The organism is Micromonospora sp. NBC_01796, assembly GCF_035917455.1.
In the GTDB taxonomy this organism is placed as follows: Bacteria; Actinomycetota; Actinomycetes; order Mycobacteriales; family Micromonosporaceae; genus Micromonospora_G.
Genome location: NZ_CP109078.1, coordinates 8367842 through 8388802 on the forward strand (window position 1 = coordinate 8367842; position 20961 = coordinate 8388802).

A 20961-nucleotide genomic window follows, 5' to 3' on the forward strand; every position below is an offset into this window, starting at 1 on the left:
CGCAAAGAGCGTGTTGGTCGGCGGGATCCCCGGCACCCGGCGGCCACAGCCCGGTGAACCACGAAGATTCAGGGCCTTGGATATTTCGGAGAAGTTTCGTAACCTGTGCCCACAAGCGACTTTTCCTACCGGCGACCGGAGCCGGCGCACCCCGACGGCAACCTGAGCCGCTCCGCCGCCTCCCTACCCGGAGGATCAGATGCGCAACGGATCGACCAGACCGCTACCGGCCGTTCTCACCGCGGGCACGGTGGTCACCGGATCGGTCTCCGGCAGAAGCTCGTCGCCGGCGGCCACACCGTCGACTTCGTCGGCTCCAATGACGACGGCCGCGCCGACCACGCCACCGCCAACCACGTGCGCCCTTCCGGCGACGGCTCCTACTCCTCCTCGGCGAACACGACCTCGCGGCGCCGGTGAATCGCCGGGAGGACGGCGACGACGAGCGCCGCCACGGCCAGGGCCAGGAGGACCGCGGAGATCGGTCGGGTCAGGAAGACCGACGCGTCGCCGCGGGAGATGATGAGCGCCCGCCGCAGGTTCTCCTCCAGCAAGGGGCCGAGGACGAAGCCGAGAAGCAGTGGCGCCGGCTCGCAGCCGCACTTGATCAGGATGTAGCCCAGGATCCCGAAGAACGCGATCGCGTAGACGTCGTACGCGTTGAACGCCAGGGAGTAGGTGCCGATCGCGGCGAACAGGATGATCATCGGGAACAGCACCTGGTACGGGATGCGCAGCATGCGTACCCAGAGCCCGATCAGCGGCAGGTTCAGCAGGAGGAGCAGCACGTTGCCGATCCACATCGACGCGATCAGGCCCCAGAACAGTGCCGGTTCGTCGGTGAGGACGTTCGGGCCGGGGGTTATGCCGTGGACGATGAACGCGCCGACCATCAGTGCCATCACCGGGTGCGCCGGCAGGCCCAGGGTGAGCAGCGGGATGAACGACGTCTGTGCGGCGGCGTTGTTCGCCGACTCGGGGCCGGCGACACCCTCGATCGCACCACGCCCGAACTCCTGCGGCCGTTTCGAGATCCGCTTCTCGACGGCGTACGAGGTGAACGAGGCCAGCACGTGGCCACCGCCGGGCAGGACGCCGAGCGCGGCGCCGAGACCGGTGCCCCGCAGGATCGGGCCGACGATCCGGCGCCGGTCCTCGCGGGTCGGCCAGAGGCTCGTCACCTTGCTGATGACCGCCGCGCGGGTGTGCTCGTTCTCCAGGTTGCGCAGGATCTCGGCCACCCCGAACATGCCGACGGCGACCGAGACGAAGTCGATGCCGCCGTACAGCTCGCGCTGGTCGAGCACGAACCGGGGCGTGCCGGTGTAGATGTCCTGTCCGACCGTGCCGAGCAGGACGCCGAGCGCGATCATCGCCAGTGCCTTGAGCGCCGTGCCACGGGCCAGCGCGATCGACACGATCAGGCCGAGCAACACCAGCGAGAAGTATTCGGCCGGGCCGAACTTCAGCGCCACGCGGGCCAGCGGTGGGGCCGCGACGGCGAGCGCGACGGTGGCCACCGTACCCGCGATGAAGGAACCGATCGCGGCGGCGGCCAGGGCCGCGCCGGCCCGGCCCTGCCGGGCCATCTCGTGCCCGTCCAGGGCGGTGACCGCCGCCGACGACTCACCGGGCAGATTGATCAGGATGGCGGTCGTCGACCCGCCGTACTGTGCGCCGTAGTAGATGCCGGCCAGCATGATCAGCGCCGTGACCGGCTCGAAGCTGAACGTGATCGGCAGCAGCATCGCCACCGTCGCCGTCGGCCCGATGCCGGGCAGGACGCCGACCGCCGTCCCGAGCAGCACACCCACGAAGCAGTAGAGGACGTTCTGGACCAGGAAGGCGGTCGAGAAGCCCAGCGCGAGGTTGTCGAGAAGTTCCATGCCTCAATCCGGCGGTCGCGTCAGAACCCGAGCCACGGGCCCCATAGCGGGATCCGCATCTGAAGTCCGACGATGAAGATGAGCGTGCTGGCCAGGGTCAGTCCGGCGGCCACGGCGACGGCCGTGAGCAGCCGTACGCGGGTGCTGGCCAGCGTGGTGAGCAGGGCGGTCACCGCCGCTGTCGGTACGAATCCGAGGCGCCGAACGGTGAACCCGAAGAACAGGACCGCGAGCACGATGACGCCGACCGCACGCCACGGGACCGGTCCGAACGAGATCACCTCGCCGGCGACGAGTCCCTTGACGACGATCGCCAGCCCCAGGGTGGCCACGGTCGCGCCGACCAGCAACGGGAAGGCTCCGGGGCCCATCCGCAGTGGGGTACCCAGCTCGTAGCCGAGCGCCCCCACCACGAACGCGCCACCGATCAGTACGAACACTCCCCCGGCGAGGACATCCGGGAAGGACCTGCGGCGTTCCACCTCAGGAGGCCTTGACCCCGGCGTCGGCGATGACCTTCGCCCAGGTGCCGAGCTGCTCCTCGAGCTTGGTCCGGTGTGCCTGCGGGGTCGCGGCCTCGGCCGGGACCGGCGCGGTGCCGAGCTTGGCCATCTGGTCGACGACCGCTTGATCGGCCAGTGCCACCTTCAGCGCCTCGGACAGCTTCTGTACGACCTCCTGGGGCGTGTCCGCCGGGACGTAGAGACCGTGCCACACGCTGACCTGGAGCTGGGGCAACCCGGCCTCGGCCGTGGTGGGCAGGTCGGGCAGGCTCTTCACCCGCTCCGGTGTGGTCACCGCGTACGCCTTCACCTCGCCCGCGGAGATCTGGCCGCTGGTGTTGGTCGTCTGGTCGCACATGAAGTCGACCTGGCCGCCGACGAGGTCGGTCAGCGCGGGGCCGGTGCCCTGGTACGGGACCTCCTGGAGCTTGACCCCGGCGGCGCTCTGGAACAGCAGGCCGCACAGGTGTGATGCCGCGCCGATACCGGCGTTGGCCAGCGTGACCTTGCTGGCGTTCGCCTTGACGTGGGTCACGAGGTCCTGGAGCGTCGCGGGTGCGAAGTCCTTGCGGGCGACAACGGTCATCGGCACCTCGGTGACGAGCCCGACGGTCTCGAAGTCCTCGAGCGGCTTGTAGCCCAGGCTCTTGTACAGGGCCGGAGCCGTTGACATGCCGATGTGGTGCATGAGCACGGTGTAGCCGTCCGGTTGGGCCCGCGCGACCTCACCGGCGCCGACCGTGCCGCCGGCGCCCTCGACGTTCTGGACGACGATCTTGGCGCCGAGCTTCGCCGCCATCGGCTCGGCGATCATGCGGGTGACCGTGTCCGTCGGACCGCCCGCGCTGAACGGCACGACGAACGTGATGTTCTGGTCCGGATAGCCCCCGCCTCCGCCGGTGGCTCCCCCGTTACCGGAACAGGCGGCGACGAGCGAGACGAGGCCGATCGCGGCGACCAACCGCGCGGCGGCCCGGTACCTGCCGGTCGTTTCCATATCGCGGCCTCCTCATCGGCGCATGCGCATTCGTCGGCGAGTGCGCGGCCTCAGTCTCGGCTGGTAGGGACGCGGATGGTGTCAGAGAAATCCCAAGGAATGCTCCGCATGTCAGAGGAATCCAAAGAACTCGGGGCTGACACGATCGTCGATCCGGGGCGTACAATTCGCGGGTATGCGGATCACCGTCATCGAAGATGACGACCGCGTGGCGCGGGGTCTGGTGACCGTCCTTGCCCAGGCGGGCTTCGAGGTCCACCGCATCGCCACCGCCGCGGAGGCAGCGTGCGCGGCCCCATCCGATGTCGTCCTCGTCGATCTGGGTCTGCCCGACGGCGACGGACTCGACGTGATCCGCAGGCTGCGTGACCGCCCGGAGACCGCCGTGATCGCCGTGACAGCTCGTTCCGAAGAGCACGAGCGGGTACGTGGCCTACGCGCCGGCGCCGACGACTACATCGTGAAGCCGTTCGGCGTCCCGGAGTTGCTGGCCAGGATCGACGCCGTCCTGCGACGTACCCGGGTGGCCCGTGCCCTGAGCCACCCGGACGGGCCGCTCGTCCTCGGCCCGATGCGGATCGGCGTCGGCACCCGCGAGGTCACCGTCGACGGCACGCCCGTGACGCTGACCCGCAAGGAGTTCGAGCTGCTCCTACTGCTGGCCCGGCGGGCGCCGAACGTGGTGAGCCGGGACATCATCCTCGACCAGATCTGGGGCGCGACCTGGGAGTCCTCGAGTCGCACCCTGGACACCCACATCGCGGCGCTGCGGCACAAGATCGGGCCCGCCGTACTCATCCGCACGATCCACGGGGTCGGCTATCGGCTCCTGGCCGACCAGCCGGAGCTGATTGGCTGACGCATCGTGCACCGTCGCCTGCTCGCCGTCCTCGTACCCCTCGCGGTGCTGCTCGTCGCCGCGCTCGGGGCACCGCTCAGTGTCACCGTGGCCGAGCGGGAGATGCAGGAGACCTACGTCGACCGGTTGGGCGACGTCGGCCGGTTCGCGTCGCTGGCCGAGACCGCGCTGTCCAGCGGGCGTACCGAGGCGCTCCACCAGGAGCTGGCGCGCTACCACAAGCTGTACGGCATCCCGGTCGCGCTGATCGACACGTCGGGCAAGGTGCTGCTCGGACCGGCCGCCGCCTACCACGAGGCGGCGCGCGCCGAGCCGGCGTTGCCCCGGATCGTCACCGCGGCGCTGGCCGGAGCGCGGTCTGAACCGTCCGGGAAATGGGCGCCGTGGGACGACTCCGCTCTCGTCGTGGCCGAGCCGGTGGGCCGGGACAGCGAGGTCGTCGGCGCCGTCGTGACGATCTCCGACCTGTCCAGGACGCGCGATCGCATCCTCGTACGCTGGGCCCGGCTCGCCGGGCTCGGGCTGCTGCCGCTGATCGCACTGGTGGCCGTCGCCTGGCCGGTTTCGGCGTGGGTGCTGCGGCCGGTGTGGAAACTGGACGCGGCGACCTCGCGGATCTCCGAAGGCGACCTGACGATTCGCGTCGACGCCGAGGCCGGCCCGGCCGAGCTGCGGCGGCTCACAGAGTCGTTCAACACCATGATGGACGCCGTCGAGAATGCCGTGCAGCGGCAGCGGGCGTTCGTGTCCGACGCGTCGCATCAGTTGCGCAACCCGTTGACCAGCCTCCGGCTCGCGGTGGAGAGCCTCGAGATGCACCTGCGGCCGGAGAGCGACGGGCGACAGATGTACGACGTCGCCGTCGACGAGCTGAAGGCCATGCAGCGGATGCTGAACTCGCTGCAGGCCAGTGCGCGGATGGAGAGCATGCGGACGGCGTCGCCGGTGGATCTCGACGAGGTGCTGACGACCCGGGTGGACCGGTGGCGTGCGTTGACGGCAACGGCGGGGCAGACACTGGTGGTCGACGTGCCACCGGGGCTGCGGTTGCTGGAGCCACCGGGCGGACTGGGCAGCATCCTGGACGAGCTGATCAGCAACGCGCTACGGCTGTCGGACGCGCAGGTGGTGCAGGTGAGTGCCCGAGTCGTCCCCGGTGGTGGTGCCGCCGGACACCTCAGCGACTCCGCGACCGGGGGCGTGGTGACCATCGCTGTTCGCGACGACGGCCAGGGGGTCGACGACTCCGAGCGGGCCCAGGCACTACGACGGTTCTGGCGATCGCCGCGACACCAGAACGTGCCCGGGACCGGCCTGGGACTGGCGATCTGCGCCGACCTGGTCGGGGCCGCCGGGGGCGAACTGCGGCTGGAGAAGGGCCTGCCGCGTCCGGACGGGTCCGGCAACGGGTTCGCCGCGGTGATCGCGCTGCCGGTCGTACCGCGGGTCGCGTCGCCCTCCGGCGCCCCGGCCCGGTCGCCGATCTGAGAACCCGGTCCCGTCGCCAGTCTGTTGCCGTCCGGTCAGCGCTTGCGGTCGCGGAACCAGGCGGCCGAGCCCGGATGGAGCGGGACCGATGCGGTGGAGATCCCGGTACGGACGTTGATCCGCCACGCTTCGGGCACGGCCTCGGCGTCGTCACGGCTCTCGGAGGCGATCGTCCCCGCGTACGTGAAGATCGTGTCGGTGATGGCGTAGACCAGGTCGTCGGGCAGGTCGTTGCGCACGAGGAGCACGTTCGGCACCGCGACGGTGCGGGTGGCCGGGACGCCGGCGTAGGCAGTCGCGGGGATCATGGCCGGAGCATAGGGACCGGGGTACGCCGTGAAGAGCGCGTCTGCCTGCGCGTCCAACGGGACCAGCCGGATGGGGTGCCGCTGCGCCAACTCCGTGATCGCGGGTGTCGGTACACCGGTCAGGGAGAACATCGCGTCGATCTCGCCATCGCGCAGTGTCGCCGCCGATTCGGCCTGGCTGAGGAACCGACCGTCGGCCTTCACCGGGCCGAGCCCCAGCACCCGCAGCGACGTGAACTCCGTGCCGGAGTCGCGGGCACCGAGGGATACGCGTTTGCCCTCGAGGTCCCGGAACTCCTCGATCGCCGAACTGGCCATGACCACGAGATGCAGGTGGCTGTCGTAAAGTCGGCAGATCGCCGAGAGTCCCTCGGGCGCGCTGCCGTCGCCGGTGATGAGTGCGTCGAGGCTCGTCAGCCCGAGGTGCACCTCGCCGGCCCGCAGCATCCGGATGTTGTCGGTGGACGCCCCGCTCGGCACGGTGGTCACCACGGCACCGGGCACATGCTCGGAGATGTGTTCGGCCAGCGCACCTCCGATGCGCCGGTACACCGCCCCCGCCGGCCCGGTGGCCAGTCGCAGGTGGACCCTGTCGAAGTCGGGCTGCTGGGAGCAACCAATGAGCAGCCCTCCGGCGGCCTGGAGCACCGCCCGCCGGCTGATCGGTGGCCCCAGGTTCAGCCCCATGCCGAGATGATACGCGGACGGCATCCGTCGGGACGCCGACGAGAACAGAGATTCGTCGATGCCCCGCACCCACGCCACCTGCCCATCTCCGCGCGCCACGAGGCCACCATCTCCCTCGCGGCGATCAACGAATGGCTCTGGTCAACCTTGGTCCGAGCCCGGGCCGGTCAGCCGTGCTCCCAGCCAGGCGCGGCTGCGCTGCAGCAGTCCCCGGGCCACACCCGTGTCGGGAGCCCATGCCTCGAAGCCGTGCGGAGCGCCAGGCACAACGTCGAGCACGCAGTCCACGCCCGCGTCGCGTAGGCGCTGCGAATAGTCCCGGTCCTCGTCGGCGAACAGATCGATGTCGCCCACGCTGATCCAGGCCGGTGGCAGACCGCGAAGATCGGCGCGGCGAGCCGCGACCGAGTAGTCGGGGGTACGCGGGCCGCCCGGCTCGCCGCCGAGGTAAGCGCCCCACCCGACCCGGTTCGCGGCGTTGTTCCATATCCGGTGGCGCACCCGGTCGAGGTCACGACGGGCGGCGGTGCGGTCATCGAGCATCGGGGCAAAGAGCCACTGTGCGACCGGCTGGGCGTCGCCGACGTCGTGCACCCGCTGCACCAGGCAGGCGGCCAGACCGGCGCCGGCGCTCGCACCCCCGACGGCGATGCGGTCCCGGTCGACCCCGAGGGACCCGGCCGATTGTTGCAGCCACTGCCAGGCGGCGAAGGTGTCATCGAGCGCGGCCGGGAAGGGGTGTTCAGGGGCAAGTCGGTAGTTAGTCGAGACAACGGCGACGTCGAGTTCCCGGGCAGTGACGGCACAGAAGGCGTCGTCCTGGACGGCGTCGCCGATGACGTACCCGCCGCCGTGCACCCAGAGCAGCGCCACCCCCGAACCACCACCGACAGGGGTGTACAGGCGCAGGCCCGCGCCATGGTCGACCTTGGCGACCTCGACGCCCTCGACCGGCTTGCCCGCCCCCCGCCGGTGGACCAGGGCACGCACCACCCGCCGTCCCCACGTCCGATTGAGCGGCAGCCGCGGGGTACGCGCGACGGCGCGGCGCAGCTCAGGGTCGACCATGGTCAGCTTCATGAACATCTCTCCTCGAATCTGGCACGCGTCTCGCTGCACGCCCGCCCCGACCTCGGACTCCAGCCATGATCCGGGCGGCGCCGCCGTACCGGCCGGGGCACGAAGGCCGCGATCGCCATGATCAGGTGGAACCCCCGAGTCGGGACAGGCAGAGCCTCGATCTCGTGCTGCACTCACCGAAGTTTAAGTCAATTGATTGACTTACCGGGAAGCTGTCGGCAGGCTGTGAGTCGACCGACATCGCCGAAAAGGACGGTGCGGTGGCTCAGGGCGAGGCGGACCAGGGTGGAATGGCGATGACGGGCAGGACCGCCGGCGACGACGCCGGGAGAACGTTGCGGGCGGAGCGGGCACTCACGACCCGAGAGCTGATCATGACGGTAGCGGAGCGACTGTTCGCCGAACACGGGGTGCTCGCCGTGTCCAACCGGCAGGTCAGCGAGGCCGCCGGGCAGGGCAACAACACAGCGGTCGGATACCACTTCGGCACCAAGGCCGACCTGGTACGCGCGATCGCGCGCAAGCACTCGGCACCGATCGAGGAGAACCGCCAGCGCATGCTGGCCAGGATCGGCCACCACGTGGACATCCGGGACTGGATCGCCTGCCTGGTCCGGCCGGTCACCGATCACCTGGCCGAGGTGGGCAGCCCCACCTGGCACGGCCGGTTCGCCGCGCAGGTGATGACCGACCCCTCATTGCGCTCGATCATGATCGAAGAGTACGTCTCGTCACCGTCACTAAGACGGATCATGGACGGGCTGCACGGGTCCCTCCCCGAACTGCCGGCCGACGTGCGCGCCGAGCGAACCGACATGTCCCGGCAACTGCTGGTGCATACGTTCGCCGAGCGTGAGCGTGCCCTGGCCGATGGCACCCCCACCCCCCGGCCCAGCTGGCACGACGCCGCGAACGGGCTGATCGACGCACTCGTCGGGCTCTGGCTGGCACCGGTCACGACCCGACGCGACGAAGAACGGGAGCAACCATGAGAGTGACGGTGGACGAGGACAGATGCTGCGGCGCCGGCACCTGCGTGATGCTCGCGCCGGAGGTGTTCGACCAGCGGGACGAGGACGGGATCGTGGTCCTGCTCGACCCGTTACCGCCCGAGGCACTGCACGACATCATCCGCGAGTCCGCCAGCGTGTGTCCGGCGGCCGCGATCTCGTTGCGCGAGCAGCCGTGAGCGGAGCCCCGGCGGCGAACCGCCGAACCCGGAGCATCCCCGACAGCGTGCTGGTGGTCGGAGCCTCGGCCGCCGGCCTCGGCACCGTGGAAGCCCTACGCCGCGGGGGTTACCGGGGCCGACTGACGGTGCTGGGCGCCGAGCCGCATCCGCCCTACGACCGGCCGCCGCTGTCCAAACAGATCCTGGCCGGTAGTTGGCCGGCCGATCGGTCCCACCTTCGGCCACCGGCCGCCCTGTCCGCCCTGGACGCGGAGATCATCACCGGTGACCCGGCGGTCGGTCTGGACACCGCGCCCCGCACCGTCCACACCGCCGCCGGACGCACGCTGACAGCGGAGGCGATCGTGGTGGCCACCGGGCTGAGGCCCCGTACGCTGCCCGGTCAGGACGGGCTGGCTGGCGTACACGTGCTGCGCACGCTCGACGATGCCCTGGCGCTCCGGGCGGACCTGCTGCGCGGCTCGCGGATCGTGGTCGTCGGAGACGGCGTGCTCGGCGCGGAGATCGCCGCCACCGCGCGGGGCATGGGGCTCCCGGTCACCATGACCGGCCCTCAGCCCGCGCCGCTGGCGATGCAGTTCGGCCCGCTGGCCGCTGGCCTGCTCGCGGACCTGCACGCCGAGCACGGGGTCGAGCTGCGGCTCGGTGCCGCGGCGACCGGGCTCACCGGGCGGGACGGGTGGGTCACCGGGGTGTGCCTGGAGAACGGCAGGGTGCTGCCGGCGGACGTTGTCGTGGTGGCATTCGGCGCCGTACCGGCGACGGACTGGCTTGTCGGCAGCGGGCTCCCGCTGGACGACGGGCTGGTGTGCGACTCCCGCTCGCGGGCGGCCGACGGGATCTACGCCGCCGGTGACGTGGCCCGCTGGCATCACGAGCGGCTCGACGTGTCGCTGCGGCTGGAGAACCGGACCAACGCCACCGAGCAGGCGGTCGCCGTCGCCGCCACCATTCTCGGCGACGACCGCCCCTACACCCCCGTGCCCTACCACTGGACCGACCAGTACGACGCCAGGATCCAGGTGCACGGGATCCTGGCGCCGGACGCCGAGGTGTCGGTCGTGGACGGTTCGGTGGCGGACCGCCGGTTCGTCGCGCTGTACAGCCGGGGCGGCAGGACCACCGGCGTCCTCGGCTGGAACATGCCCAAACAAGCCCGCCTGCGCCGACGGGAAATCCTCGGCGCTGCGGCACTCGTGGAGGGAGCATCATGACCAGCACCATCGACTCGACCGGAGCACCGGGGTTCCCGGCGGCCAGGGCGGCGAAGTGCCCATTCGACCCGCCGCCGACCATGCAGGCGCTGCGGGAGCGGACCCCGCTGGCGCGGGTCCGACTGTGGGACGGCACCACGCCATGGCTGGTGACCCGGTACGCGGAACAGCGGGTCCTGCTGGCCGACCCGAGGGTCAGTGCCGACATGACCCGCCCCGGCTACCCGAGCCCGGCGCCCATCAGCGACGCGCCCATCAGCTTCATCCTCATGGACGACCCCGAGCACGCCCGACTGCGGCGGATGGTGACCGCGCCCTTCACCATCAAACGGGTCGAGGCCATGCGGCCGGCCGTACAGAAGATCGTGGACGACCTGATCGACGACATGCTGACCGGCCCGAAGCCGGTGGACCTCGTGCAGGCGCTCGCGCTTCCGATGCCGTCGCTGGTGATCTGCCAACTGCTCGGCGTGCCCTATACGGACCATGACTTCTTCCAGGAGCACAGCAGCACGATGATCAACCGGGATGCGGAACCGGAGCAGCGGCGGGACGCCGCCGGCCGGCTGTTCGCGTACCTGGACGAGCTGATCGGCGAGAAGCTCACCGAACCCGGCGACGACCTGCTTTCCGGACTGACCGAGCGGATCAGGACCGGGGAGCTGACCCGACCGGACGCGGCCCAGATCGGCGTACTCATGCTGATCGCCGGGCACGAGACCACCGCGAACATGATCGCGCTCGGCACGCTGGCCCTGCTGGAACACCCCGACCAGTTGGAACTGTTACGCGACTCGAACGACCCGAAGCTCGTCGCCGGCGCGGTCGAGGAACTCCTGCGATACCTGCACATCACACACAACGGACGACGCCGCGTCGCGCTCGAGGACATCGAGATCGCCGGCGGGATCATCCGTGCCGGCGAGGGCATCATCCTGGCCAACGACATCGCGAACCGGGACCCGGAGATCTTCTCCGACCCCGACCGGCTCGACATCCAGCGGGACGCCCGCCGGCACGTGGCGTTCGGCTTCGGGGTGCACCAGTGCCTCGGGCAGCCACTGGCACGGATGGAACTCCAGGTTGTGTACAGCACGCTGTACCGGCGCATCCCCGCGTTGCGGCTGGCGGTCGAGCTGGACGAGGTCCCGTTCAAACACGACGGCTCGGTGTACGGGGTGTACGAGCTACCCGTGACCTGGTGACCCTACCTCCGGAGGAGACCCCATGAAGGTGACCATCGACCAGGACAGGTGCGTCGCGTCCGGGCAGTGCGTAACAGCCGCGACGACCGTGTTCGACCAGCGCGACGAGGACGGCATCGTCGTACTACTCGACCCCAGCCCACCAGGGGAACTCGCCGACGACGTCCGTCACGCGGCAGCCGTATGCCCGGCACTGGCCATCACCCTCACGGAGTAGCACCACCCGCGACCCGCCCGCCACGCCTGGGCCGACCCGGGCGGACCGGTTGGCGCTGCGACGGCGGTGTGGACCGGACGCGCCGGCCGCCATCGGGCGGCCGGCGCGTCGGATACGCGTACGAGGACAGCGGACAGCGGTCAGCGGTCAGCGGGCCGTCGTGACCGGGACGGACGGGGCGTCGACCTCGTGCACCGGCTCGCCCGGATCCGACCGCACGTCGATCCGCGACGGCCACCAGTTCGCCCTGCCGAGCATGGCCATCAGTGAGGGAAGTACCACCCCACGGATGATCAGAGCGTCGAGCAGCACCGCCAACGCCAGGCCCAGGCCGAGCTGCTTGAACTCGATGAAGCTCAGGGTGGCGAAGATGGCGAAGACCGATACCATGACGACCGCGGCACTGGTGACCACCCCCGCCGACTGGCTGATGCCCGTCGCGATCGCCTGACGGATGTCCCCGCCCTGGCGGGCCGCCTCGCGGATCGAATTGACCACGAAGACGTGATAGTCCATGGAGAGTCCGAAGAGCACCACGAAAAGGAACAGTGGGATCCAGGAGACGATGGCGCCGTTGGACTGGAATCCCAGGAGGTCTTCCGCCCACTCCCGCTGGAAGATCAGCACAAGCAGGCCGAAGGCAGCACCGGCCGACAACGTGTTGATCACCAGCGCGACGACGCCGACCACCACCGACCGGAACGACACCACCATGACCAGGAACGTCAGCAGCAGGACGAGACCGACCACCCAGGGCAGCTTCTGCTCGACGTTGGCCGCGTAGTCGAGGCTGTTGGGCACCTGACCACCAACCGTGACTTCGGCCCCGGGCACCCTGCCGATCGTCTCCGGCACGATCACCTCACGCAGCTTCCGTACGGATTCCTCCGCCTCGGGCGAGTTGGTGGCGAACCTGGTCGCCACGTTCACCACGTGCACCGTGCCGTCGGCGGAGGAGCGCGACTGCGGATCCTGCTCCGCGCCGAACAGGTCGTCCTGGCTCACCCGGGTGGTGAGTTGTGCCAGCGTGGCGGTCACCTGATCCGCGCTCGACGCCGGCGCTTCGACGACCACCTGGTGGGTGGTTCCCTTGCTCGGAAACGCCTCGGTCAGCCGGCCGTAGGCGGCGATCGCCGGGATCGACTGCGGATAGTCGTCGACCTCGGCCGACTTGAGCCGCAGGTCCAGCGCGGGCAGCGCCATCGCCAGCAGCGCGGCGACGGCGAGGACGAAGGTCAGCGCCGGGAACCGCAGCACCGGACGGAGCAGCGCCGGCCACAGCCTCGGCTCGCCGCTACGACCGGTCAGCCGCCACAGGATCGGCACCCTCGGCCGGTCCAGTCCCTTGCCGAGCTTGGCGAGCAGTGCGGGCAGCACGGTCAGGGACCCCAGGACCGCCACCGCCACGACGATGATCGACCCGGTGGCCAGCGAGGTGAAGACCAGATCGTTGGAGAGGTAGAGCGCGGCCATCGACACGATGACCGCGATACCCGAGACCACCACCGAGTGGCCGGACGTGGCCGCCGCGATCTCGATGGCGTCGATCCGGTTCCTTCCGCGCGCCCGCTCCTGCCGCTCACGTTTGAGGTAGAACAGCGAATAGTCGACGCCGACCGCCATTCCCATCAGCAGGATCATGTTGGACACCTGACCCGGATCCGGCACCAACTGGGACACGAGCGCCCACAGTCCCATCGCCGCGCCCACCGAGGAGAAGGCGAGCAGGACCGGCACGCCGGCCGCGATGATCGCACCGAACGCGACCATCATGATCAGCAGGGTGACCGGCAGGCTCAGTGTCTCGGCCTTGACGAAGTCGGAACCCAGCTGCTCGTTGATACCGGCCTGCACGGAGGCCGGGCCGGACTGCTCGATCCGCAGGGCGGGGAAGGCGTCCTGCACGGCGGAGGTTTCGTCGAGCAACGGAGTCACCCGTTGGTCGGCGGTCCGCGCGTCACCCGACATCGTCACCGCCACCAGGAGCGCCGAGCCGACCGGTGCGGGCACCGGGTCGGCCACCTGGTCCACCTCGGACAGGGCACGCATCCGGCGGGTGGCGTCGGCGGCGGCCCGCTGCGCCTCGGCCGTGTCGGGACCGACGCCACGGGGCGTGATCAGGATGTTCTCCACCGCCGGTGGGGTCAGCCCCGCCGAGTCACGCGTCTGGGTGGCGCGCCCCGACTCCCCCTGGCCCAGCCCGTCGGGGGTGGCCAGGCGGATCCCGGCCGACGAGGCTGCCAGACAGACCGCCACGAACAGGGTCCAGAGACCAATGGCCCACCACGGGTGGAGCGCGCTCCATCTTGCTACGCGAACGGTGACAGATCGCTTGGTCAACGTCTTGGACCTTTCATTTCGACTGGGGGTAACGGGCATCGGATCGACATCTCGCCAGCACCGAGTCTGAGCCGCAAACCTCGCCCGGTCACGGGTAGCACCATCCCCATGGAAGGTGGTCCTACTACCCGTTTATTCGACGACGGCCTACTCGATAATCGGGTCACCGGCGGCTCGTCCGCCGATGGCGCCACCCGGCGGCGGGGCATCGCGAGGGGATCGACATGACAAAGAGCATCGACCGGATGGCCGGACGTTGGGAGCTGCTGGGCTGGGCGTTCATGATGGCCGGGCTCGCCGTGGCCGAACTGCTCCTGCTCACCTGGGTGCTCACCACCCTGACCCTCGCGGCGGTGTGGATCGGTCTGCCGCTCTTCGTCAGCGCTGTGCTCGCGCTCCGTCGGTTCGCGGACCGGCGCAGGCTGTGGGCCGGCGAGAAGATGGGCGTGGTGATTGGCCGTCTTTATCGACCCGTTCCGGAGCGCGGTTGGGTGATGCGCTTCCAGGCGGTGGCCAAGGACCCTGCGACCTGGCGCGACATCCGCTGGCTGTTCGTCGACTGCACCGCCGGCCTGGCGCTCTGTCTGGTGCCGGTGGCACTCTTCCTGGCCGGCGTACTCGGCCTCGCGCTTCCGCTGATCTGGAGTCAGTTGCCCGCCGACGCCGCTCTGGACTTTCCCCTGGGGTTGCGGGTCACCGACGTGTCGAGCGCGCTCACCATCGCCGTACCCAACGGGATCCTGTATCTGGTCGGCTGGTGGTGGCTGACCCCCGCACTGATGCGGTGGTACGCCCGCCTGGTCGAACTCTGCCTGCGGCCCGACGAACGTTCGCGGCTGTCCGACCGGGTCGAGCGTCTGGCCAGCTCGCGCGCCCACAGCGTGGACCACCAGGCCGCGGAGTTGCGCCGGATCGAGCGCGACCTGCACGACGGCACCCAGGCTCATCTGGTCGCCCTCGGGATGAACCTCGGACTCGCCGAGACCATGCTGACCGACGACCCCAAGGTGCAGAGCCTGCTGGCCGAAGCCCGGGCGCACAACAGCCAGGCGATCACCGAACTGCGGGCCCTCGTCCGTGGCATCCGGCCGCCGGTGCTCAGCGACCGTGGCCTGGTCGGGGCGCTGCAGGCGCTGGCCATCCGCATCCCGATGGAGGTGGAGGTCGACATCGAACTGCCCGCACGACCGCCCGAGCCGATCGAGTCGGCGGTGTACTTCGCCGTCGCGGAGGCCCTCACCAACGCCATCAAGCACAGCGGCGCGACCCACGCGTGGGTACGTGGCACCTTCGTCAACGGCACCCTCTCGTTCCTGGTTGGCGACAACGGGCGGGGCGGCGCGGCACCGACAACGGGCGGTGGCCTGGAGGGGATCGAACGCCGGCTCGGTGTCTTCGACGGCACCACCGCCGTGGCCAGCCCTCCCGGCGGCGGTACCACCATCAGGTTCGACATCCCGTGCGAGTTGAACACGAGCAACCCGGCCTGATCCCTGCCGCCGTCGCGGGTGCCGCAGGTGCACCCGACGGCGGCGGCGGGAGTATCTCGTCAGCGCGTCGCCGCGGTGCTGAATGCCCGCACCGCCAACGGCACGGTGATCACCATCATCAGCGCCAGCACCACCATGGCCACCAGCACCGGCTGCTCCGATGGAAGGCTGCCGCTGGCCGCGATCGGGTTGCCCCAAAGGTGGCGGCAGGCGGCGGCCACGCAGCTCAACGGGTTCCATTCCGCGACGGCACCCAGCCAGCCCGGCATCCGTTCGGTGGAGAGAAACGCGTTGGAGACGAACGAGAAGAGTACGAGCAGGAGCGAGCCGGTCGACTCGATCGACTCGAGACTGCGCATCACCAGCCCCAGCAGCACGCCGACCCAGAGCGTCGCGTAACTGAACAGCAGGAGCAGTGCGAATCCGGCGACGGTCTGGCCGAGCCCGTTGTGCGGACGCCAGCCGAGCAGCACACCCATTCCGGTGACCAGGAGCAGGGTCACCGCCGAGAGGATCAGATCGGCGACCGTGTGCCCGATCAGCACAGCCGCACGCGAGATCGACAGCGTACGGAACCGGTCGACCAGGCCGTTGCGCAGATCCTCGGCCATACCGACCGCGGTCGGACCGATGGCCGTCAGCCCGATCTGCGCGGCGACCCCGGCGAAGATGTACTCCTGGTAGGTGCCGCCCCCCGGCACCACGATGGACGCCTCGAACAGGTAGCCGAGGGCCACGATCATGACGAGCGGGTTCAACGCGACCGCGAGCAGTTTGCCCGGGCTGCGGCGCAGGTGCCGCAGTCGCCGGCCGACCAGCGCGGTCACGTCTCCGAAGATCGGCACGACGTCGTCGAAACGATCCAGGACGGCTACGCGTCCGCCGTCGAGCACACCTGCACTCATGACTCGCCGCCCTTGGTCGTCGGTGCTCCGGTGAGTTGGAAGAAGACGTCGTCGAGGGAGGGCCGGCGCAGGGCGAAGTCGGTGACGTCCAGGCCGGCGGCCCGCAGGGCAGCCGCCGCCTCCGCGATGCTGTCGATGCCACTGATCAACTGTGCCGAAACGGTGTCACCGGCCCGGCTCACCATCGGCGGACCGACCGCGACCGGCACCAGGGCGGCGAGCGCGGCGGGAACCAGATCCGCGCGGACCGAAACCTCGAGCCGCTCCCCACCGACCTTGCGCTTGAGCTCGTCCGGCGTCCCCTCGGCGATCACCCGCCCGCTGTCGATGACCACGAGCTGGTTGGCCAGTTGGTCGGCCTCCTCCAGGTACTGCGTGGTCAGCAACACGGTCACCCCTTCGGCGACCTGGTCGCGTACCAGCGCCCAGAGGGTGGCCCGGCTGGTCGGGTCGAGACCGGTGGTCGGCTCGTCGAGGAACAGCACCGGCGGCTCGGCGATCAGGCAGGTGGCCAGGTCCAGTCGCCGGCGCATTCCACCGGAGTAGGTCCGCACCGGTCGCCGCGCCGCGTCCGTCAGATCGAACCGTTCCAGCAGCTCGGTCGCCCGTTCCCGGGAACGCCGCCGGCCGAGCCGCGACAGCCGGGCGAGCAGGACGATGTTCTCCTCGCCCGTCAGGGTGTCGTCGACGGCCGCGTACTGCCCGGAGAGACCGATCTTCCGCCGGACCTCCCGGGCCTGTCCGACCACGTCGAACCCGGCCACCCGTACCCGGCCCCGGTCGGGGGCGAGCAGCGTGGTCAGGATCCGGACCATGGTCGTCTTACCCGCGCCGTTCGGCCCGAGTACGCCCAGCACCGTGCCGGCCGGCACGGTCAAGCTCACCTCGGAGAGCACAGCTCGGCCACCGTACGACTTGCCGAGTGCCTCGACCTCTATCGCCAGGTCCATCGCTCCCCCAATCGGTTGTTCGCGGGCCACGGCACTAGGCGCGCACGGCAAGCAGGATCCGGTGCATCGGCGTGTCGATCAGACGGATTCGGCGCAGTCCCGCCGTGTTGAGCCACTGGTCGTACTCGCTCAGCGTGTAGGCGTCCCCGCCGCCGGTGGCGAGCATCGAGGCGGCGAAGAGTCGGAAGAACCGGTCCTGGGTCGTACCGGGTCCGGTGCCATCGTCGATGATCTGGTCGATGATGGCGACGACGCCGCCGTCGGCCAGCGACTTGCTGGCCTTGAGGCTGAGGTCCTGCGCCGCTTCCGGGGTCTGGAGGTGGAAGATGTTGGCGAACAGCACCAGGTCGAAGCCGCTGCCCCAGTCCTGTTCCCAGAAGTCCCGCACCACCGCGTCGAACCTTGCCTCCACCCCCACCCGTTCGCTCTGCGACCGGGCGATCGGGACGATCCGGGGTACGTCAATCCCGAGACCGGACATCGCCGGGAACTCCCGCAGCATGAGCTGGCTGTACAGGCCGGTGCCGCAGCCCACGTCGAGCAGCTTCGTGGCCTGGTACGGGGTCCAGCCGTGTTCGCGCAACGCGCCCGCGAGGGCGGAGACGATCGGCGGCGCCCAGAAGTTGATGCCTCGTGCCAACGACTCGTACTGGACGTCGGAGATCTGGTTGTGCTGCTGCGTCGCGCCGCCGGTGCCGCGTACCTCGTCGGCCAGATTGCGCCAGGCGTCCCACGCCCGCATCCGGTCGTAGCGCATCTTGCCCGCCAGGCTGTACAGGCCATCGGGCCGCAGGCACTCCCGCAGGTCCGACGGGAGCGTGTAACCCACCGCGCCGTCGGTCACCGTACGGTCGAGAATCTCGTACGCGTACAGCGCGTCCAACAGCACCCGCATGCCGCGCGGATTGGTGTCGAGCTCGTCGGCCAGTTGCGCGGCCGTGACCGGCTGGTCCCCGAGTGCCACGAAGACACCGAGGTCGAAGGCGGCCTCGATCACCCCCGGCGCCCAGATCCCGATCAGGTGCTCGTACATTCGGTGCGCGGCACGGACGACACCGTGGTCGGCACCGGACGCCGAGACGAGATCCATGTCGACGAGGCTGGTCATCTCCTCCGCAGTACCCACCGCTGCGGCAGTCGGCTGTGGTGTGGACAGTCTCACGGTTCGATCCCCATTCGTTCAGGTGAATGTGTCGGGCGTTGATCAGCCAATGCGGGCGAGTCCCCGCGCGTCTCGTCGGGCGGTGCCTCGGGACACGGCCAGCGGATCCCAGTCCGCCGGGCGGTCCGGAAGGACGGCCGGGTCACCGATCACCGTGCCGGACCGGGCCTGGGCGAGCAGCGGCCGGTCGAGGATCTGTCCGGCGCACATGGCACCACCGACCATCACCCCGCCGATCCCGCTGCCGTGCCGGGTGCTCTGGCCGACCACGTACAGCCCCGGCACGGTGGTCCGGGTGTCCGGTCGGGTACCGACGCCGGCGCCCCAGCGGCCCAGGCCGTAGGGGGTGCCGCCGGTGGACCAGGTGTAGCGCTCCTGACTCAGCGGCGTCGCCGTCTCGAGATGCACTATCCGGTCCCGGAACGGACCGAGTGCCTCCTCCGCGGCGTCGAGCATCGCGTCCGTCACCCGCTGCTTCTCCCGCTGGTAGACCTCGTTGCGGCGGTAGCGTCCGCCCTCCGCCGGGCCGGTGCTCACCCCCCACCGCTCGTATCCCGGTGGGCAGAGGGTCATCAGTTGGAAGTTCGAGTGTCCGGGTGGGCACACCGCGCGGTTGTGCGGATCCTTCAGCGACGCGAAGGAACAGAACAGGTAGTCCACCGTGTCGAACGAGCCGGCGGCCAACCGGGCGTAGAGCCCTTCGATGTCGTCGTCGCGCAACCACCACAGGTTCGCGTTGCGCCGCTCCGGCAGCGGCGTGTCCAGTGCGACGTAGAGCACCGTCAGCGCCAGGGTCGGCACCGCCCGGTCGGTCTTCTCCACCACCGCCGTGGTGAAGGCGTCGCTGCCGCCGGCCAGTTCCAGGACGGTCCGGCGGTAGTCCGCGTTGCACACCACCAGGTCGGCCCGGATGGTCCGGCCGTCGGCGAGCGTCACCCCGGTCGCCCGCCCGCCCTCGACCAGGATTCGGGACACCGCACAGCGCGTCCACAGCTCGCCGCCGTTGGATTCCAGGGACTCCACCAGCGAGGCGGCAAGCATCTGCCCACCGCCCTCCGGGTAGTAGGCGCCGTGCAGGTAGTGGTCGATCATCCTGACGTGCACGCCGACCGAGGCGGCCGACGGCGCCAGCCCGTAGTTGCCGCTCTGCGCGGCCAGCACGGACCGCGCCGGTCTGGAGAGCCGGCAGTGGTCGAACAGATCGGCCAGGGTCCGTCGGTGCCACGCCACGGTCGTCGACGCCTCGATCCGGTGACCGCCGCCGGGCGTCGGGGGGAGACCCGGCGCGGCCCGCACCACCTCCGCGCAGACGTCGAAGTACCGGAGCAAACCTTCGGTCTCGGCGGGGAAGGTGGCAAGCAGCCGGTCCCGATAACGGTCCCAGCCCGCCGGTACGTCGACCGACCGCCCCGGCATCACGATGTGGTCGAAACCGTCCTGGTCCATCGGTCGGAACCGGACCCGATCACGCAGACCCAGACCGGCGAGGATGGCGGGAATGGTGCCGCCCGGCCCGCAGTCGCCGAGATAGTGCACGCCGACGTCGAACTCGTACGCGCGCCTGCGCCGGAAGACGTGCCCGTTGCCGCCGGCGACGTCGTGCTGTTCGAGGACCAGCACCCGCCGGCCGCTCGCCGCGAGGTAGCCGGCGCAGGTCAGGCCCCCGAGTCCGCTACCCACGACAACCACGTCCCACGACAGGTCGTCACCGCGCATCGATTGTCCCGGCATCAGATCGATATCCCGCCGTGAATCTCGACGACCGAGCCCGTGATGTAGGTGGCCCGGTCCGAGGCCAGGAAGGAGACCAGGTCGGCGACCTCCTCGGCGGTACCCATCCGACCCAGCGCGACCGAATCGCGAATCCGCTCGCTGACCGAACCGGACAGGGCGTCGGTCATGTCGGTGTCGATGAAGCCGGGTGCCACCACGTTGGCCCGGATCCCGTACCGGCCGACCTCCTTGGCCAGCGCCTTCGAGAATCCGATGATCCCGGCCTTTGCCGCGGAATAGTTGGTCTGCTTGGCATTGCCGTACACGCCGGAGACGGACGAGATGTTGACGATGCAACCACGCCTGCGCTTCATCATGCCGAAGGCCGCCGCACGGCAGACGTGGTAGACGCCGTCCAGGTTGGTGCGCATCACGGCACCCCAGTTGTCGTCCGACATCGTCACCAGAGGGCCGTCGCGGGTGATGCCGGCGGAGGTCACCGCCACCGAGATCGGACCCACCTCGCGTTCCGTCCGGCTGATCCAGGCGCGCACCGCATCGGCGTCGGCCACATCGACCCTGCTGGCGACCACCCGGGTGCCCCACTTGCCGGCCTGGACCGTCACCTGGTGCGCGGACTCCTCGTCGGCCCGGTAGCAGAAGGCGACGTCGAATCCCTCCTCCGCCAGCCGCAGCACGGTCGCCCTGCCGATGCCCCGGGACCCACCACTGACCACCGCGAGCCGCGATGCGCCCTCGTCCATG

The 20961-nt window shown here is 70.0% G+C and carries 20 protein-coding genes; 8 read left to right on the plus strand and 12 right to left on the minus strand.

Features of this window, described 5'->3' with window-relative positions; genetic code table 11:
- Positions 1–195: 195 nt before the first annotated feature.
- The 4 genes from OIE47_RS37250 to OIE47_RS37265 are packed head-to-tail and all read right to left on the minus strand — an operon-like array spanning position 196 to position 3386.
- Complete coding sequence (locus OIE47_RS37250) at positions 196–342, minus strand: hypothetical protein (protein ID WP_326559254.1); 147 nt, start codon at positions 340–342, stop codon at positions 196–198.
- Positions 343–380: 38 nt separating this feature from the next.
- Positions 381–1886, minus strand: a complete 1506-nt coding sequence (locus tag OIE47_RS37255) for a tripartite tricarboxylate transporter permease (RefSeq protein ID WP_326559255.1) — start codon at positions 1884–1886, stop codon at positions 381–383.
- Between the two features lie 20 nt (positions 1887–1906).
- Entirely contained in the window at positions 1907–2368 is a 462-nt protein-coding gene (locus tag OIE47_RS37260; protein ID WP_326559256.1) for a tripartite tricarboxylate transporter TctB family protein, read from the minus strand.
- A gap of 1 nt (position 2369) precedes the next feature.
- Positions 2370–3386: a tripartite tricarboxylate transporter substrate-binding protein gene (locus OIE47_RS37265; RefSeq protein WP_326559257.1), complete on the minus strand. Its 1017-nt coding sequence runs from the start codon at positions 3384–3386 to the stop codon at positions 2370–2372.
- Positions 3387–3561: 175 nt separating this feature from the next.
- Between OIE47_RS37265 and OIE47_RS37270 the strand changes: the two genes are divergently transcribed.
- Both OIE47_RS37270 and OIE47_RS37275 read left to right on the plus strand, forming a co-directional pair.
- Entirely contained in the window at positions 3562–4245 is a 684-nt protein-coding gene (locus OIE47_RS37270; protein WP_326559258.1) for a response regulator transcription factor, read from the plus strand.
- Positions 4246–4251: 6 nt separating this feature from the next.
- A complete protein-coding gene (locus OIE47_RS37275; RefSeq protein ID WP_326559259.1) occupies positions 4252–5733 on the plus strand; it encodes a sensor histidine kinase in 1482 nt (493 codons plus the stop codon).
- A 35-nt stretch (positions 5734–5768) separates the two neighbouring features.
- On the opposite strand, the gene OIE47_RS37280 is transcribed toward OIE47_RS37275, so the two are convergent.
- Together OIE47_RS37280 and OIE47_RS37285 are read right to left on the minus strand one after the other, a co-directional pair.
- Complete coding sequence (locus OIE47_RS37280) at positions 5769–6728, minus strand: TAXI family TRAP transporter solute-binding subunit (RefSeq protein WP_326559260.1); 960 nt, start codon at positions 6726–6728, stop codon at positions 5769–5771.
- 141 nt (positions 6729–6869) lie between these two features.
- On the minus strand, positions 6870–7808 hold the full coding sequence (locus OIE47_RS37285) for an alpha/beta hydrolase (protein ID WP_326559261.1): 939 nt from the start codon (positions 7806–7808) through the stop codon (positions 6870–6872).
- 296 nt (positions 7809–8104) lie between these two features.
- Here OIE47_RS37285 and OIE47_RS37290 point away from each other — a divergent pair, with 296 nt between their 5' ends.
- From OIE47_RS37290 to OIE47_RS37310, 5 genes are read left to right on the plus strand one after another with little or no spacing between them, the layout of a single operon-like run.
- On the plus strand, positions 8105–8800 hold the full coding sequence (locus OIE47_RS37290; RefSeq protein WP_326559262.1) for a TetR/AcrR family transcriptional regulator: 696 nt from the start codon (positions 8105–8107) through the stop codon (positions 8798–8800).
- Positions 8797–8997: a ferredoxin gene (locus OIE47_RS37295; RefSeq protein ID WP_326559263.1), complete on the plus strand. Its 201-nt coding sequence runs from the start codon at positions 8797–8799 to the stop codon at positions 8995–8997. Before OIE47_RS37290 ends, OIE47_RS37295 begins: the two co-directional genes overlap by 4 nt.
- Positions 8994–10214, plus strand: coding sequence for an NAD(P)/FAD-dependent oxidoreductase (locus OIE47_RS37300; protein WP_326559264.1), 1221 nt, complete (start codon positions 8994–8996; stop codon positions 10212–10214). The genes OIE47_RS37295 and OIE47_RS37300 overlap by 4 nt, the downstream gene beginning before the upstream one ends.
- Complete coding sequence (locus OIE47_RS37305) at positions 10211–11419, plus strand: cytochrome P450 (protein WP_326559265.1); 1209 nt, start codon at positions 10211–10213, stop codon at positions 11417–11419. Before OIE47_RS37300 ends, OIE47_RS37305 begins: the two co-directional genes overlap by 4 nt.
- A gap of 22 nt (positions 11420–11441) precedes the next feature.
- Entirely contained in the window at positions 11442–11636 is a 195-nt protein-coding gene (locus OIE47_RS37310; RefSeq protein WP_326559266.1) for a ferredoxin, read from the plus strand.
- 147 nt (positions 11637–11783) lie between these two features.
- Here OIE47_RS37310 and OIE47_RS37315 read toward each other — a convergent pair whose 3' ends face one another.
- A complete protein-coding gene (locus OIE47_RS37315; RefSeq protein ID WP_326559267.1) occupies positions 11784–13892 on the minus strand; it encodes an MMPL family transporter in 2109 nt (702 codons plus the stop codon).
- A 308-nt stretch (positions 13893–14200) separates the two neighbouring features.
- Here OIE47_RS37315 and OIE47_RS37320 point away from each other — a divergent pair, with 308 nt between their 5' ends.
- Positions 14201–15466: a sensor histidine kinase gene (locus tag OIE47_RS37320; protein WP_326559268.1), complete on the plus strand. Its 1266-nt coding sequence runs from the start codon at positions 14201–14203 to the stop codon at positions 15464–15466.
- Between the two features lie 59 nt (positions 15467–15525).
- Here the strand turns inward: OIE47_RS37320 and OIE47_RS37325 are convergent, their stop codons facing one another.
- The 5 genes from OIE47_RS37325 to fabG all read right to left on the minus strand — a co-directional run bounded on the left by OIE47_RS37325 (position 15526) and on the right by fabG (position 20960).
- Positions 15526–16371: an ABC transporter permease gene (locus tag OIE47_RS37325; protein WP_326559269.1), complete on the minus strand. Its 846-nt coding sequence runs from the start codon at positions 16369–16371 to the stop codon at positions 15526–15528.
- On the minus strand, positions 16368–17321 hold the full coding sequence (locus OIE47_RS37330) for an ATP-binding cassette domain-containing protein (RefSeq protein WP_326559270.1): 954 nt from the start codon (positions 17319–17321) through the stop codon (positions 16368–16370). The genes OIE47_RS37325 and OIE47_RS37330 overlap by 4 nt, the downstream gene beginning before the upstream one ends.
- Before the next feature lie 34 nt (positions 17322–17355).
- Complete coding sequence (locus tag OIE47_RS37335; RefSeq protein ID WP_326559271.1) at positions 17356–18429, minus strand: class I SAM-dependent methyltransferase; 1074 nt, start codon at positions 18427–18429, stop codon at positions 17356–17358.
- A gap of 96 nt (positions 18430–18525) precedes the next feature.
- Entirely contained in the window at positions 18526–20199 is a 1674-nt protein-coding gene (locus tag OIE47_RS37340; protein WP_326559272.1) for a phytoene desaturase family protein, read from the minus strand.
- A gap of 14 nt (positions 20200–20213) precedes the next feature.
- The gene (gene fabG / locus OIE47_RS37345; protein WP_326559273.1) at positions 20214–20960 is read right to left on the minus strand and encodes a 3-oxoacyl-ACP reductase FabG; all 747 of its coding nucleotides are present in this window, start codon (positions 20958–20960) and stop codon (positions 20214–20216) included.
- Position 20961: the final 1 nt, after the last annotated feature.